Annotated in this window: 8 protein-coding genes; all 8 read left to right on the top strand. The window is 68.6% G+C overall.

Annotated elements, in window-relative coordinates:
* Positions 1–10 precede the first annotated feature (10 nt).
* The 8 genes from ACFWZ4_RS12225 (at position 11) to ACFWZ4_RS12190 (ending at position 13,927) form a co-directional block, all read left to right on the top strand.
* A complete protein-coding gene (locus ACFWZ4_RS12225) occupies positions 11–1,387 on the top strand; it encodes a Do family serine endopeptidase (RefSeq protein WP_439704963.1) in 1,377 nt (458 codons plus the stop codon).
* Positions 1,388–1,853: 466 nt separating this feature from the next.
* Complete coding sequence (locus ACFWZ4_RS12220; RefSeq protein WP_439704962.1) at positions 1,854–3,152, top strand: LysM peptidoglycan-binding domain-containing protein; 1,299 nt, start codon at positions 1,854–1,856, stop codon at positions 3,150–3,152.
* Positions 3,153–3,166: 14 nt separating this feature from the next.
* Positions 3,167–3,904, top strand: a complete 738-nt coding sequence (locus ACFWZ4_RS12215; RefSeq protein ID WP_439704961.1) for an HAD family hydrolase — start codon at positions 3,167–3,169, stop codon at positions 3,902–3,904.
* Between the two features lie 155 nt (positions 3,905–4,059).
* A complete protein-coding gene (locus ACFWZ4_RS12210) occupies positions 4,060–5,454 on the top strand; it encodes a leucyl aminopeptidase family protein (protein ID WP_439704960.1) in 1,395 nt (464 codons plus the stop codon).
* A gap of 291 nt (positions 5,455–5,745) precedes the next feature.
* Positions 5,746–7,062 (top strand): aspartyl/asparaginyl beta-hydroxylase domain-containing protein, encoded by a 1,317-nt coding sequence (locus tag ACFWZ4_RS12205; protein WP_439704959.1) that lies wholly within the window; start codon positions 5,746–5,748, stop codon positions 7,060–7,062.
* Positions 7,063–7,313: 251 nt separating this feature from the next.
* Positions 7,314–10,130, top strand: coding sequence for a TonB-dependent receptor domain-containing protein (locus ACFWZ4_RS12200; protein WP_439704958.1), 2,817 nt, complete (start codon positions 7,314–7,316; stop codon positions 10,128–10,130).
* Between the two features lie 104 nt (positions 10,131–10,234).
* Positions 10,235–12,085 (top strand): tetratricopeptide repeat-containing sulfotransferase family protein, encoded by a 1,851-nt coding sequence (locus ACFWZ4_RS12195; RefSeq protein ID WP_439704957.1) that lies wholly within the window; start codon positions 10,235–10,237, stop codon positions 12,083–12,085.
* Positions 12,086–12,172: 87 nt separating this feature from the next.
* Positions 12,173–13,927: a M1 family metallopeptidase gene (locus ACFWZ4_RS12190; RefSeq protein WP_439704956.1), complete on the top strand. Its 1,755-nt coding sequence runs from the start codon at positions 12,173–12,175 to the stop codon at positions 13,925–13,927.
* Positions 13,928–13,929 lie beyond the last annotated feature (2 nt).

Raw genomic sequence — 13,929 nt, 5'->3', positions numbered from 1 at the left:
GGAGAACCGCATGACCGCCCGTCGCCCTTCGCTCGCGAGCGCCCTCATCCTGTGCAGCGCGCTGCTGCTGGGCTGGCCGCTCGCCAGTCGCGCCGCGCTGCCCGCGAGCGTGGCCGGCCAGCCGCTGCCTTCGCTGGCGCCGATGCTCCAGAAGGTGACGCCGGCGGTGGTGAACATCTCGACCAAAACGCGGGTGGCGGTGCGCGATCCGTATTTCGACGATCCGATCTTCCGCCAGTTCTTCGGCCTGCCCTCCTCGCCGCGCGAGCGGGTGGAGCAGAGCCTGGGCTCGGGCGTGATCGTGGATGCGGCCAAGGGCTACGTGCTGACCAACAACCACGTGGTCGGCGGCGCCGACGACATCACGGTGACGCTGCAGGACGGACGCACCTTCAAGGGCAAGCTGATCGGCACCGATCCGGACACCGACGTGGCGGTGGTGCAGATCCCGGCCAAGGACCTCAAGGCGCTGCCGGTAGCCGGGTCGTCGAACCTGCGCGTGGGCGACTTCGTGGTGGCGGTGGGCGATCCGTTCGGGCTGGGGCAGACGGTCACCTCGGGCATCGTCTCGGCGCTGGGCCGCTCGGGGCTCGGTGGCGCGGGCTATCAGAACTTCATCCAGACCGATGCCTCGATCAACCCCGGCAATTCGGGCGGCGCGCTGGTCAACTTGAACGGCGAGCTGGTCGGCATCAACACGATGATCCTGTCGCCCTCGGGCGGCAACGTGGGCATCGGCTTCGCCATTCCCAGCGACCTCACTACGCAGGTGATGCGGCAGTTGATCGCGCACGGCAAGGTGGTGCGCGGGAGCCTGGGCGTGCAGACGCAGGACATCACCCCGCGCATCGCCCGGCTGCTGAGCCTGTCGACCGACCAGGGCGTGGTGGTGACCCGCGTCGCGCCCGACTCGGCCGCGTCGCATGCCGGACTCGCGCCGGGCGACGTGTTGCAGGCGATCGACGGCAAGCCGCTGCATGACAGCGACGAGCTGCACAATGCCGAGGGCCTGTTGCCGCTGGGCAGCCAGGTCACGCTGAAGATCACGCGCAACGGCGAGCCGCGCCAGGTGCAGGCCACGCTGACGCCGGAGAAGCTCGCCACCGTCGACGGCGCCACGCTCGATGCGCGCCTGGCCGGCGTGCGTTTCAGCGAGCTGTCGATGGCGCAGCGCGGACAGGGTGTCGCCGGCGTGGCGGTCACGTCGGTGCAAGGCGGCAGTCGCGCGGGTCGCCTCGGGCTGGACCAGGGCGACATCGTCATCGGCGTGAACAACCGGCGTGTCACCAGCCTGCGCGAACTGAGCGGCCTGGTGTCGATGCAGCCGCGGCAGCTGGTGCTGGTGGTGGAGAACGATGAGGGCGTGCGGTACGTGCCGATGGATTGAGGGCGGCGTCGAGGTGGCTCCCACTCCCCGCCGGAGAGCTTTGGAGTGACGACCGTGGCCTTGGACCCGCGCTTCGAGCCCTTCCCCAACGAACGCGGGGGAAGGTGCCGACAGGCGGATGGGGGCGCACTTGGACGGGATGTCCGGGAGGCGCGGAGGCAAGACTTCCCCCATCCGCCCTTCGGGCACCTTCCCCCGTGTAAGAGGGAAGGATTGGTCGGAAGGGCGGGACGCGGGTGTAGACGCGCGCCTCGCACAGGTTGAAGCCTTCCCCGATACGGGGGAAGGCTTCGGTGGCGGCAGCGCTCCAGATGGGGCGCCTCGCACATCCATCCTTAACGCCAACCTGTGACCCTGCTTGATGTTTGGCGAACGGACCGATGAAATACCGGACTCCCATCACTGCGCGCGCGCCATCTACACGGCACGCTCACGCCACTCTCGAAGCCGTAGGTCGTCCGAAGTCATGCCCGTCCGTTCCGTTCGCCTGTCCGTCGCCGCCCTGCTGGGCGCCTGTCTCACCACGGCCGCACTTGCCGCCGGGCCCGCCCTGACCCTTCGCGGCGACGTGGCCACCACGCGCGGCCTGGTGCAGGACCTGGCCTCCGCCTGGACCCGCAGCGGGCATGGCAAGGTCGACGTGCAGCCCTTCAACACCGCCTCGGGGCTGGATGCGCTGCGCAACGGCAGCGCCGACATCGCCGGCAGCGCGCGCCCGGGCAACGGCAGCCCGCAGGAATCCGGGCTGGTGTTCACGCCGGTGGCGTGGGACGGGCTGGTGATGATCACCCACCCGAACAACCCGGTCGGCAACCTCAGCCTCAAGCAGTTGCACGACATCTATTACGGCAAGATCACCAACTGGAGCGAAGTCGGTGGCCGCAGCGCACCGATGAACGTGTACGCGGTGGCGAGCCCGGGCGACGGCGTCGAGTTCAGCCTGCGCAAGCTGCTGTTCGGCCGCGGCAACCAGCCGGTCGCGGCGCCGCGCCTGTACGTCAACACCGCCAAGCTGGAAGAGGCGGTGGCGCTCGATCCGAAGGCGATCGGCGTGACCACGCTTTCGCGCGTGGCCGGCAACCACAAGGTCAAGATGATCCGCATCGACGGCACCGCGCCCAGCGTGTCCACCGTCGCCAGCGGCAGCTACAAGCTCTATTCCCCGCTCTACCTGGTGACCAACCCGGCCAGCCCGCACGCCGCCGACGCGCAGGCGTTCGTCGAGTTCGCCAAGGGTGACAAGGCCGCCTCGGTGGTGCGTGGCGACGACGCGCTGCCCTATGACGCCGGCAGCGCGCTGGCCGCCGCCGATGCCTCGCGCCGCGCGCAGATCCTCGCCGCGGTGGGCGCGCATGCCGTCGTGCAGCCGACGCCGAGCGCCGCGCCGCCGGTCGCCGCGCCGGGCGCCACCTACGCGTCGCGCGCCGCCATCGCGCCGACCTCCGAGCGCACCGCCGAGGCCAAGCGCGCGCTGGAGGAACGCCGCGCCAGGGCCGCCGAACAGGCCAGCCTGAAGGGCGTGCGCGGCGAGGCGACCACCGTCGATGCCGCCGCCGCGCGTGGCCCGGCATTCGCCAGGGTTTCGGCCAGCGCCACGGTCAAGTCGACCGTCGCCAAGCCGCGCACCTACAAGGTCACCAAGGGCGACACGCTGTCCTCGATCGCCCGCGCGCATTCGGTCGACGTCGCCGATCTGCGCACTTGGAACCACCTGAAGGGCAACGAGCTGAAGGCCGGCCAGGTGTTGCGCCTCGGCGAGCGCTGAGCGCGGGTGCGCGCATGCGCATCCACGCGCTGACGCTGGACCTGGACGACACCCTGTGGCCGGTGCTGCCGGCCTTGGAATGTGCCGACCGCGAGCTTGACGCCTACCTGCGCACGCACCATCCGGAAGTCGCCACGCGCTGGCCGATCCCCGCGATGCGCCAGCTGCGCGCGCAGGTCGCCGCCGAGCGGCTGGACCTGGCGCACGACTTCACCACGCAGCGCCACCTGACCATGCAGCGCGCCTTCGAAGCCTGCGGGTTGGCCGAGACGCCGATCGAGGCGTTGTGGGAGGTCTACTACGCCGCCCGCAACCGCGTGGAGCTCTACACGGACGCGCTGCCGGCACTCGAGCGGATCACCGCGCGCTGGCCGGTGGCAAGCCTGACCAACGGCAACGCGGACCTGGAGCGGATCGGCATCCACGCGCATTTCCATTGCCAGGTCAGCGCGCGCGACACCGGCGTGGGCAAACCGGACGTGCGGATTTTCCAGGTGGCCGCCGAGCGGCTGGGCGTGGCGCCGGGGCACATCCTGCACGTGGGCGACGATGCCGACCTGGACATGCGCGGCGCGCGCGAGGCGGGCCTGCGCACCGCGTGGATCAACCGCGAACGGCTGCCGTGGCCGGACGGGCTGGGCGCACCGCCGGACCTGGACCTGCCCGACATGGGCGCGCTGGCCGATTGGCTGGAGCGGAGCCAGGGGCTGGCAGGCGGCACCGCCGGCCGCGCCGGTTCGCAAACCTCGTAGGACCGCGACGGCTGGAGCGGGAGCGGCCTCATGCGCATCGTGGGCATCTAGCTGGTGACGAGGCGCCTTCCTCCGACCGGCAGGCTCGGCGGTTTGGCATCTCCCGCGCATCGGCGCATCATGGTCGACTCGCCGCAGCCACGAGGCACGAAGCCATGCCGGAGCGCCCCACGTCCGCCCTGACCGAACGCAAGGCCGGCAAGGCCCAGGGCGTCGCCATCGAGACCATCGACAGCGCGCTCTACAAGAACACCTTGAAGCGCCTGGACGCCACGCAGCGCCGCTGGCTGGAACAGACCGGCTTCGAACCGAAACCCGGACGCTTCGCCCTGCTGCCCGATGCCAGCGGCAAGCTCGCCCGCGTGCTGGTGGCGGTCGATCCGTTCCAGCCGCTGGCCGCACTGGCCGGACTTCCATATGCGCTGCCGGCCGGCACCTATCATCTGGCCGAGGCCGGAGCGCTTGCCGATGCACGCCACGCAGCGCTGGGCTGGGCGCTGGGCGCCTACCGTTTCGAGCGTTATCGAAAGGGCGGCCGCGGGCCGGCCACGTTGGCCGTGCCCGCCGCGGAGCTTGCCGCGCTGGCGCCGCTCGTTGAAGCCACCGCGCGCGTGCGCGACCTGGTCAACACGCCGACCGAGGACATGGGGCCGGAACATCTGGCCGATGCCGTGAAGCAGCTGGCCAAGGCGCACAAGGCCAGGATCCGCGACTGGGTCGGCGATGAACTGCTGAAGGCCAACTTCCCCACCATCCACGCGGTCGGGCGCGCCAGCCACCGCGCGCCGCGGCTGATCGAGCTGACCTGGGGCAAGGCGTCCGATCCGAAGCTGGTGATCGTCGGCAAGGGCGTGTGCTTCGATACCGGCGGGCTGGACATCAAGCCGTCCGACGGCATGCGCAACATGAAGAAGGACATGGGTGGCGCGGCACACGCGATCGCCCTGGCCGGGCTGGTGATGCAGGCGCAACTGCCGGTGCGGCTGACGCTGCTGGTGCCGGCGGTGGAGAACGCCATCGCCGGCAACGCGATGCGTCCGGGCGAGGTCATCACCACCCGCGCCGGCCACACGGTGGAAGTGGACAACACCGATGCCGAAGGTCGCCTGATCCTGTGCGACGCGATCGCCTATGGCGCCGAGCAGCAGCCGGACCTGATGCTGGACTTCGCCACCCTGACCGGTGCAGCGCGCGTCGCGCTGGGCCCGGATTTGCCGGTGTTGTTCGCCAACCAGGACGCCGCAGCCGATGCCCTGCTCGAGGCTGGTCGCGCGGTGGACGATCCGCTATGGCGCCTGCCGTTGTGGCGGCCGTACCGCAAGATGCTCGAGTCGTCGGTGGCGGACTTCGCCAACTCGGGAGCTTCGCGGCATGCCGGCGCCATCACCGCGGCGCTATACCTGGAGCGGTTCGTACCCGACGGCCTGCCGTGGCTGCACCTGGACACCTACGCCTGGAACGATGCCGACCGCCCCGGCCGCCCGCGCGGCGGCGAGGCGATGGGCCTGCGCGCCGTGTTTTCGTTCCTGCAACAGCGCTACGCGCGCTGATCCTGCCGATCCGGCATTGGACATGGCGGTGTCGCTTCTTGCCGCACGCGGCGTCTGACGCTTCGGTTAGCCCCATCCGCCTGCCGGCACCGTCCCCCGCGAGCGGAGGAAGGCTCGGATCCCGGCATCGGGACCGACGCTTTCCACGCTTTCCACGCTTGCCGCGCGCCCACTCGACAAAGAGCCACTGAAAGCTTGGGCCCCACCAGCGCGGGCCGCGCCCTCGGCGACGTGCCGGGGCACGACCCACGGCCAGTCGTCGTCCGCTACGCTCCGCGCATGAGCGCACCGATGAACATCCCGACAGAGGCGACCGTCGCCGCCTGCCGCGCGCAGGCGAGTGCGGCACTGCAGCGCGGCGACCTCGCGCTCGCCGAGCAGGCATTCTCGCGCCTGTTGGAACTACGGCCCGACGATGTCGACGCGCTGCAGTTCCTGGCGTCCTGCCAGCTGGGCCGGGGCGACGCGATACGCGCGATCGAGGGGCTGCGCACCGCGCAGCGCGCCCACCCAGCGGACCCGTCGATCCTGCACCAGTTGGGCACGGCCCAGATGACGGCCGGGGACTTGCGAGGCGCGGAGGAAAGCCTGCGCGAAGGCCTCGCGCTGGCGCCCGGCATGTTCGTCGCGCGCCTGCGCCTGGGCGTGGTGTACGAGCAACAGGGGCGCCGGCGCGAGGCCGTGACCGCTTACCTGGGTGCGATCAACGACGCGCAGGCGCAAGGGCGCTGGCTCAGCGACGAGACCACCGCGCCGGGCGTGCGCGAGGCGGTGAAACACGCCGCGCAGTACGTCGCCGCGGGTCGTCGCGAACTGTTCGACGCGATCATCGAGCCGTTGCGACAACGCTACGGGCGCAGGGAGCTGGCCCGCGTCGACCAGTGCCTGGCCATCTATCTGCACGAGAAACCCGCGCTTCTGCCCGATCCGCGGCAGCGTCCCTTGTTCCTGTATTTCCCTGGCGTGCCCAGCCAGCCGTTCTACCCGCGCGAGCGCTTCCCGGAGCACGCGCGACTGGAGGCGGCGGTCGATGTGATACGCGAGGAACTGCGCGCCGTGCTGTCGGGTGCGGACGATCCGCTGGTGCCGTTCCTGGGCGCGCCCTCGGCCGAGGCGATCGCTGCGCAACTGCTCGGTTCGACCGGCGCGCAAGAGGCCTCGTGGGACGCGTTCTTCTTCTATCGGCACGGCGTGCGCCATGACTCGAATTGCGAGCGCTGCCCGCGTACCAGCGGACTGCTCGACGCCATGCCGCTGGTCCGGGTTCGCGACCACGCGCCGGAAACCCTCTACTCGATATTGCGCCCTGGCACGCACATCCTGCCGCACCGCGGCGTCACCAACACGCGCCTGGTCACCCACCTCCCGCTCATCGTGCCGACGGACTGCGCGCTGCGCGTGGGCGGCGAAACCCACGTGTGGGAGGAAGGCCGCTGCGTCACCTTCGACGATACCTTCGAGCACGAAGCCTGGAACCGCAGTGGCCAGACCCGCGTGGTGCTGATCGTGGACAGCTGGAATCCCGACCTCAGCGAGGTGGAAAGGATGGCGGTAAGCGACCTGGTCGCGGCCATCGGCGACTTCAACCGATCCACGGCGCAACCCTGATCCGCCATGAGGCACACGGCCGTCCAGACGGCCGGAAGATAATGGCCATGACAGCCGCCCGGCGCACCCATGACTGAGGGCATGGGCACTTGCTTGTTAAACAGTTGTTGCTGTCATACTCGGCGCGCTCGACATGAGCGGGGGAAGCAGGGATTTACTTCACCGGGGAGTTGCACATGAAATACGACTTGAATCACTTGTCATTGGCAGTGCGTCTGGCGTTGAGTGCAGGTGTTTTTTCGGTAGCGGGAGTGGCTCAAGCGCAAGTGTCGACACCGGACAGTCCGCAGTCGACCGAACAGACCGCGCAAGACCAGGCCACGCCGCCCTCCAAGAAAGAGGCCAAAACGCTTGAGTCGGTCCAGGTGACCGGCTCGCTGATCCGGCGCGTCGACGCCGAGACGGCCAGCCCGGTGATCACGCTTGACCGCGCAACGATCAGCAACTCGGGCAAGCCCGTGCTGGGCGACGTGCTGCAACAGATGCCGAGCATCTCCGGCAACGCCACCAATCCGGCGAACAACAGCAACGGTGGCGGCGTGGCCAGCCCCTTGCTGGAAGCCGGCGATGGCGCGTCGCGCGTCTCGCTGCGCGGCCTGGGCAACAACCGCACGTTGGTGCTGGTCAACGGCCAGCGCATGGCCAACCCGGACATCAACCTGATTCCGCCGGAGATGATCGAGCGGGTCGACGTGCTGGCCGAAGGCGCCTCGACGGTGTACGGCTCCGATGCCATCGGCGGCGTGGTCAACTTCATCCTGCGCAAGGACTTCAAGGGCGCCCAGTTCAGCCTGAACGAGGGCATCTCCAGCCATGGCGATTCGCAGCGCCACGGCTTCAACCTGACCGGTGGCATGACCGGCGAGCGCTACAGCATTGCCGCCGGCCTGGACTACAACAAGTACGACGCGACGCTCGGCGCCGAACGCAAGTTCTCCAGGCAGCAGTTGTACCTCTCCAGTGGCTCGGTGGTGGCGGCCGGCTCCAGTTCGATCCCGACCGGCCGCATCCAGGTGCCCGCCTCGGTCGCCGCCCAGTACGGCTGCGCGGTCGATCCGGCGACCGGCACCGCCCAGGTGACGCTGGCCTCGGGCGACGGCTCGAGCCAGGCGGACTATCGCTGCCGGCTTCCCTCCGACACCTACAACTACGCCGCGCTCAACTACATCCAGACCGCGCAGAAGCGCACCAACGGCTTCGTGCTGGCGAACTTCAACGTCACCGACAATGTGACCGCGTTCGTCGACGCGTTCTACAACCACACGGTGTCCAGCGGCCAGGACGCGCCCTCGCCGGTCGGTACGGGCGACGGCCTGATCATTTCCGCGGACAACCCGATCAATCCGTTCGGCATCACGTTCAGCCAGAACGCGATCGCTGGCGATCCGAACAGCGGCTACAACTTCCAGACCCGCCTGACCGGTGCCGGCACGCGCGTGCACAGCTACACCACCAACACCGGGCAGATCAACGCGGGCCTGCGCGGCGCGTTCGGACAGGACAGCACCTGGATCTGGGATGCCTCGGTCAACTACAGCCACACCAAGCGCGACCAGCGCGACACCAACGAGGTGGACATCCCGTCGTTGCAGGCCGCCGTCGATGCCGGTGCGAACATCTTCGACCAGGCCAATGCCGGCGACGTGCTGAGTGCCGGCGTGAAGACACCGATCTACGTCTTCACCCAGTCCACCAAGCAGGCCCAGGTCGACGCCAGTGGCGAGCTGTGGGACCTGCCCGCCGGCCCGGTGCAGTTGTCCGTCGGTGCCCTGTACCGCAAGCAGTTCATGAACTACACCGTGAGCGACTTCGCGGTGCTCGATCCGGTGACCACCACCTGCCAGATCCTGCAGGAAGCCTGCGGCTCGCCCGGTCGCGGCAGCTACAACGTCAAGGAGCTGTTCGCCGAGACGCTCATCCCGCTGGTCTCCGATGTGGCATGGGCCAAGTCGCTGTACCTGGACCTGGGCGTGCGCAGCTCCAACTACAGCACCACCGGCACCACCACCAACGGCAAGATCGCGATCGAGTGGCGCCCGAGCGACGACCTGCTGGTACGCGGCACGGTCTCGCAGGTGTTCCGCGCGCCCAACCTCAACGAGCTGTACGACGGCCGCACGCTGGTCCAGCCGGTCCTCAACGACCCCTGCGTCGGGCTCTCCGCGGCCGAGCTCGCGCAGCACCAGGCGGCCTGCCAGTTCGTTCCGGTGAACTGGGCCGGCAACGATCCGGCGCAGGTCAACACGTTCTACTCCGGCGCCGCCACGGTGGGCGCGTCGCTGAAGCCGGAGAAGGGCAAGTCGATCGATTTCGGCCTGGTCTACGACCCGGACTGGGCGCCGGGCGTCTCGACCAGCCTCGACTTCTGGCACATCTACCTGTCCGACACGCTGACGGCTATCCAGGCCGATACCGTCGTCAACTCCTGCTACAACAACAGCGCCAGCCCGTACTGTTCGTTCATCACGCGCCAGGACAACACCAGCCGCCAGCCGGGCCAGGTGTTCCTGATCAACACGCCGGTGGTCAACCTGGGCACCCTGAGTACGTCCGGCATCGACTACACGCTGCGCTACAAGATCCCGCACTTCAATGTGGGCAGCATGGATCCGGGCAACTTCCGGGCCGGCCTCAACACCAGCTACACCTCCACGTACAACGTCAACGCCACGCCGGGGGAGGCGGACTCGGAGACGGTCAACTACGCCGGCACCTACACGCCGCAGTTCGGCAACATCTCGCGCTGGCGCGGTACGGTCACGCTCAATTGGGACAAGGGCAACTGGAGTGCCCAGTGGCAGTCCCGCTACATCAACAGCCTGACCGCACTCAATGCCGACGCTGCCATCCACGGCGTGGACATCCCGGTGGCCTCGGTGGTCTACCACTCCATCCAGCTGGGCTATTCGGTGCCCTCGATCCACACCCGCTTCGACTTCGGCGTGGACAACCTGATGGACAAGCAGCCGCCGCGGCTCTACCAGAACGGCTCTAACTACAACGTGGACACCGCCACCTACGATGTACTCGGCCGCTACTACTGGGCGCGTGCGACGGTGAAGTTCTGACGCTCCACGCCAGCGAAGCTTGCTGACGGCACCCGGAGGGGCCGCGGATAACTCCGCGGCCCCTCTTGCATAATGCGGATCGGCTCAATCGCGATCGAGGACGCATGCCCCTCCCCGCCACCGACCTCGCCAATGCCATGGCCGGCGCCTACAACGCCGGCGACATGGAACGCGTGATCGCACTCGCCACCCAGGCGGGCGACCGGGCCGACGAGGGCATCCAGGCCTTGCTCGGAGTCGCGCAACAGGCGACCGGCCGCTACGGCGAGGCTGCCACGACGTTCCGCCAACTCGCGCAGCAGCGCCCGGACGTCTCCGCCTACTGGAACAACCTGGGCGTCGCCAGTCGGCTGAGCGGCGACCTGGCCGCCGCCGAGCAGGCGCTGTCCAGGGCCAGGTCGCTGGCGCCGGACGACGCCGACGTGCTCTACAATCTGGGCCTGCTCTACATCCAGCAGCGGCGCTGGCTGTCGGCGCGGGAGACGCTGCTCGACGTGGTGGCGCGCGCGCCGGACTTCATCGACGCGCGCCTGCAGGCCGCGTTCGCCTGCTACGTGTGCGGGGACAACACCTGGCAGGAGGCGATGCTGGCGGGGGCCGCCGACTGGCCGGCGCAACCGGCCGGGCAGGCATTGATCCTTTCATCGATGTTGTCCGCGCAGGGCGAGCTCGACACCGCGCTGCAAGCGCTGGCGCGGGCGCTGCTGCCAGACGGACCGGAGGGCGAACGGTTGCGGCTGCGCATCGCGGCGCAACGGGTGTTGCTGCACGAGCGCAACAACCAGATCGACGAAGCGAAACGGCAGCTCGAGCAACTGCCGCTCGGCGCACTCGACGCATTGCCGATGGACGCGCACCAGGTGCGCGCGGACGTCTGGCGCGCGCACGCCGCACTGGCCCTGCGAGCTGGCGCCTTCGCCGAGGCAGCGGCGTTGTACCGGCGCGCGCTTGCGCTTGCCGACGACGACGAAGCCCGCGCCAGCGCCGGCTTCGCCCTCGCCGCTGCGTGCGATCGACAAGGGCAGCACGCCCAGGCGTGGCAAGCCGTGCAGACCGCACACGCAGCGCAAGTGGAAATCGCGCGCACGGTGCTGCCGGAGCTGCTTGCGCCCGACAGCCAGCCATTGCAGATGGCCGAGGTCGATCGCCACGCCTACGCCCGTTGGACGCACCTGCCCGCGCCGGACAGCCGGCGTAGCCCGGTGTTCGTCGTCGGGTTCCCGCGTTCGGGCACGACCTTGCTGGAGCAGATGCTCGATGCCCACCCGGATTTCCGGTCGATGGACGAACGCGCCTTCATCCATGAGTTGACCGAACGCATGGAGCAGGTCGGCCAGCGCTACCCCGCCGACCTGGCGAACCTGAGCGGGACCGAGGCCGATCAGCTGCGCGCGGCCTATTTCAGGATGGTGGGGCGCGTGTTGCCGGACCTGGGGCAGCACCGGCTGGTGGACAAGAATCCGCTCAACATGCTGTGCCTGCCGATGATCATGCGGCTGTTTCCCGAGGCGCGCATCATCCTGTGCCTGCGCCATCCCTGCGATGTGCTGCTGAGCTGCAGCATGCAGCCGTTCCGCTCGCCGGCGTTCATGGTGCTGTGTTCGTCGCTGCAGCGACTGGCGCGTGGTTACGTGCAGGCCTTCGAGCAGTGGTATCGGCAGGTGGAGGTGTTCGGACCCCGGGTGCTCGAGTGGCGTTATGAATCGGTCGTCAACGATCTGGACGATCACCTTGCGCGGCTGGGGGCGTTTCTCGACGTCGCCGATGCCACGCCGATGGCGCGCTTCGCCGATCACGCAAGGAACAAGCGCTTCATCAGCACGCCCAGCTATGCGCAGGTCGTCCAGGGCGTCCATCCGGGGTCGGTCAACCGCTGGCACGGCTACCGCGACCAGTTCGAGCCCGTGCTGCCGCTGCTGCGGCCGCTGATCGATCGCCTCGGCTACTCCTGCTGAGAGCCGGGCGCCGGCGTGACTTCTGGCCTAGTCGCGGCAGTCGCGCACGCGGCATGCTGGCTGATCGAACCTCAAGGAGTCGTCCCCATGCATCCACGCCTGTCCCTGCTGGCGTTTGGCGTCGCGCTCGGCCTGTCCGCCAGCGCGCACGCGTCCGAGCCTGCCGCCGCCCAGCAGCCCAAGCTCACCGCACAGACGCTCGATTCCGGCGGCACCATGCCGGCCGAGCAGGCGCGCCTGCATTTCGATCACGCGGAGCTGCATTTCGCCATCGATCCGGCCAGGCGCCACCTCGATGGCGAGGCCACGTTGCGCTTTACCGCGCGCGAGCCGACCGACATCCTGCTGCTGGACCTGGACAGGAACCTGCCGATCCGCAGCATTGCCGTCGACGGCAAGCCCCTGGCCAGGACCGCCTGGAATAATCCGGACGGCCGCCTGCGCATCCAGTTGCCCCAAGCCCTGGCCAAGGGTGGCAGCGTAAGCACCACCATCGCCTACGGCGGTCAGCCGCACGTGGCCAAGCGAGCGCCGTGGGATGGCGGGTTCGTGTGGAGCAAAACGAAGGACGGCCAGCCGTGGGTCGCCAGCGCGGTCGAGGGCGAGGGCTGCGACCTGTTCTGGCCATGCATCGACCAGCCCACCGGCGAGCCGGACCTGGTCGATACCTGGGTGACCGTGCCCAAGGCGCTGGCCGCGCCGGGCAATGGCGTGCTGGTGGACATCAAGGACGACGGCGCCACGCGCACCTGGCATTGGCGGATAAAGCAGCCTGACACCTACGCGATCACCATCAACGTGGGACCGTTCGAGGAGCTCAAGGGCGACTACAAGAGCCGCTACGGCAACACCATCCCGATGGAGCTGTGGTACCTGCGCGGGCACGAGGCAGGCGCCAGGGCCTTGTTCGCCGAGTTCCCGCGCATGCTCGATTTCTTCGAGCAGGAGATCGGCCCCTACCCCTTCGGCGACGAGAAGATGGGCGTGGTCGAGACACCGCACCTGGGCATGGAACACCAGACCATCAACGCCTACGGCAATGGCTATCCGAAGAGCGAGTACGGCTACGACTGGCTGCTGCAGCACGAGTTCGCGCACGAGTGGTTCGGCAACCAGGTTACCAACCGCAACTGGGACGACATGTGGCTGCACGAGGGCTTCGGCACCTACATGCAGCCGCTCTACGGGCAGTACCTCAACGGGGACATGCCGTATTTCGCGATGCTGCACGACGAGCGGATGAAGCTGTCGAACAAGGTGCCGATCGTGTCGGGCCAGCCGAAGACCGAGGAGCAGGTCTACGATGGTCGGACCGGGCCTGGGCTGGACATCTACTACAAGGGCTCGCTGGTGCTGCATACGCTGCGCGGGCTGATCGGCGACGATGCGTTCTTCGAGAGCACGCGGCGGCTGGTCTACGGACGGCCGGACCCGAAGCCGGGCAGCTTCAAGCCGCGCTATGCCACGACGAAGGATTACCTCGGCATCGTCGACCAGGTGACCGGCAAGGACCTCAAGTGGTTTTTCGACGTGTACCTGTATGACGCGGCACTGCCGAAGCTACAGACGACCCGGCAGGGCGACAGGCTGCAGTTCCGCTGGGTGACCGCCCGTGGCGAACCGTTCCCGATGCCGCTGGAGGTGCAGGTGGGCGATACCGTGCACACGTTGGCCATGGCCGACGGCACAGGCGAACTCAGCGTGCCGCAGGGGACCTTGATGATCGTCGACCCGAGATCGAAGGTGCTGCGCGAGATGCCGCACGTGGAGGCGTTCCAGGCGTGGGAGAAGGCACAGGCAGCGCAGAAGAAGGCCCGGGAGAAGGGCGAAAAGAAGGACTGAGG

It is taken from the genome of Frateuria sp. GZRe12 (assembly GCF_051900535.1).
Classification (GTDB): domain Bacteria; phylum Pseudomonadota; class Gammaproteobacteria; order Xanthomonadales; family Rhodanobacteraceae; genus Frateuria_A.
Note: the sequence above shows the minus strand (reverse complement) of the source record. Positions and strands in the feature narration are given on the sequence as shown.

What these genes read in the sequence shown, in the direction of transcription:
- ACFWZ4_RS12225 (WP_439704963.1), top strand. Translation starts at nt 11, where the DNA reads ATGACCGCCCGTCGCCCTTCGCTCGCGAGCGCCCTCATCCTGTGCAGC.
- ACFWZ4_RS12220 (WP_439704962.1), top strand. Translation starts at nt 1,854, where the DNA reads ATGCCCGTCCGTTCCGTTCGCCTGTCCGTCGCCGCCCTGCTGGGCGCC.
- ACFWZ4_RS12215 (WP_439704961.1), top strand. Translation starts at nt 3,167, where the DNA reads ATGCGCATCCACGCGCTGACGCTGGACCTGGACGACACCCTGTGGCCG.
- ACFWZ4_RS12210 (WP_439704960.1), top strand. Translation starts at nt 4,060, where the DNA reads ATGCCGGAGCGCCCCACGTCCGCCCTGACCGAACGCAAGGCCGGCAAG.
- ACFWZ4_RS12205 (WP_439704959.1), top strand. Translation starts at nt 5,746, where the DNA reads ATGAACATCCCGACAGAGGCGACCGTCGCCGCCTGCCGCGCGCAGGCG.
- ACFWZ4_RS12195 (WP_439704957.1), top strand. Translation starts at nt 10,235, where the DNA reads ATGCCCCTCCCCGCCACCGACCTCGCCAATGCCATGGCCGGCGCCTAC.
- ACFWZ4_RS12190 (WP_439704956.1), top strand. Translation starts at nt 12,173, where the DNA reads ATGCATCCACGCCTGTCCCTGCTGGCGTTTGGCGTCGCGCTCGGCCTG.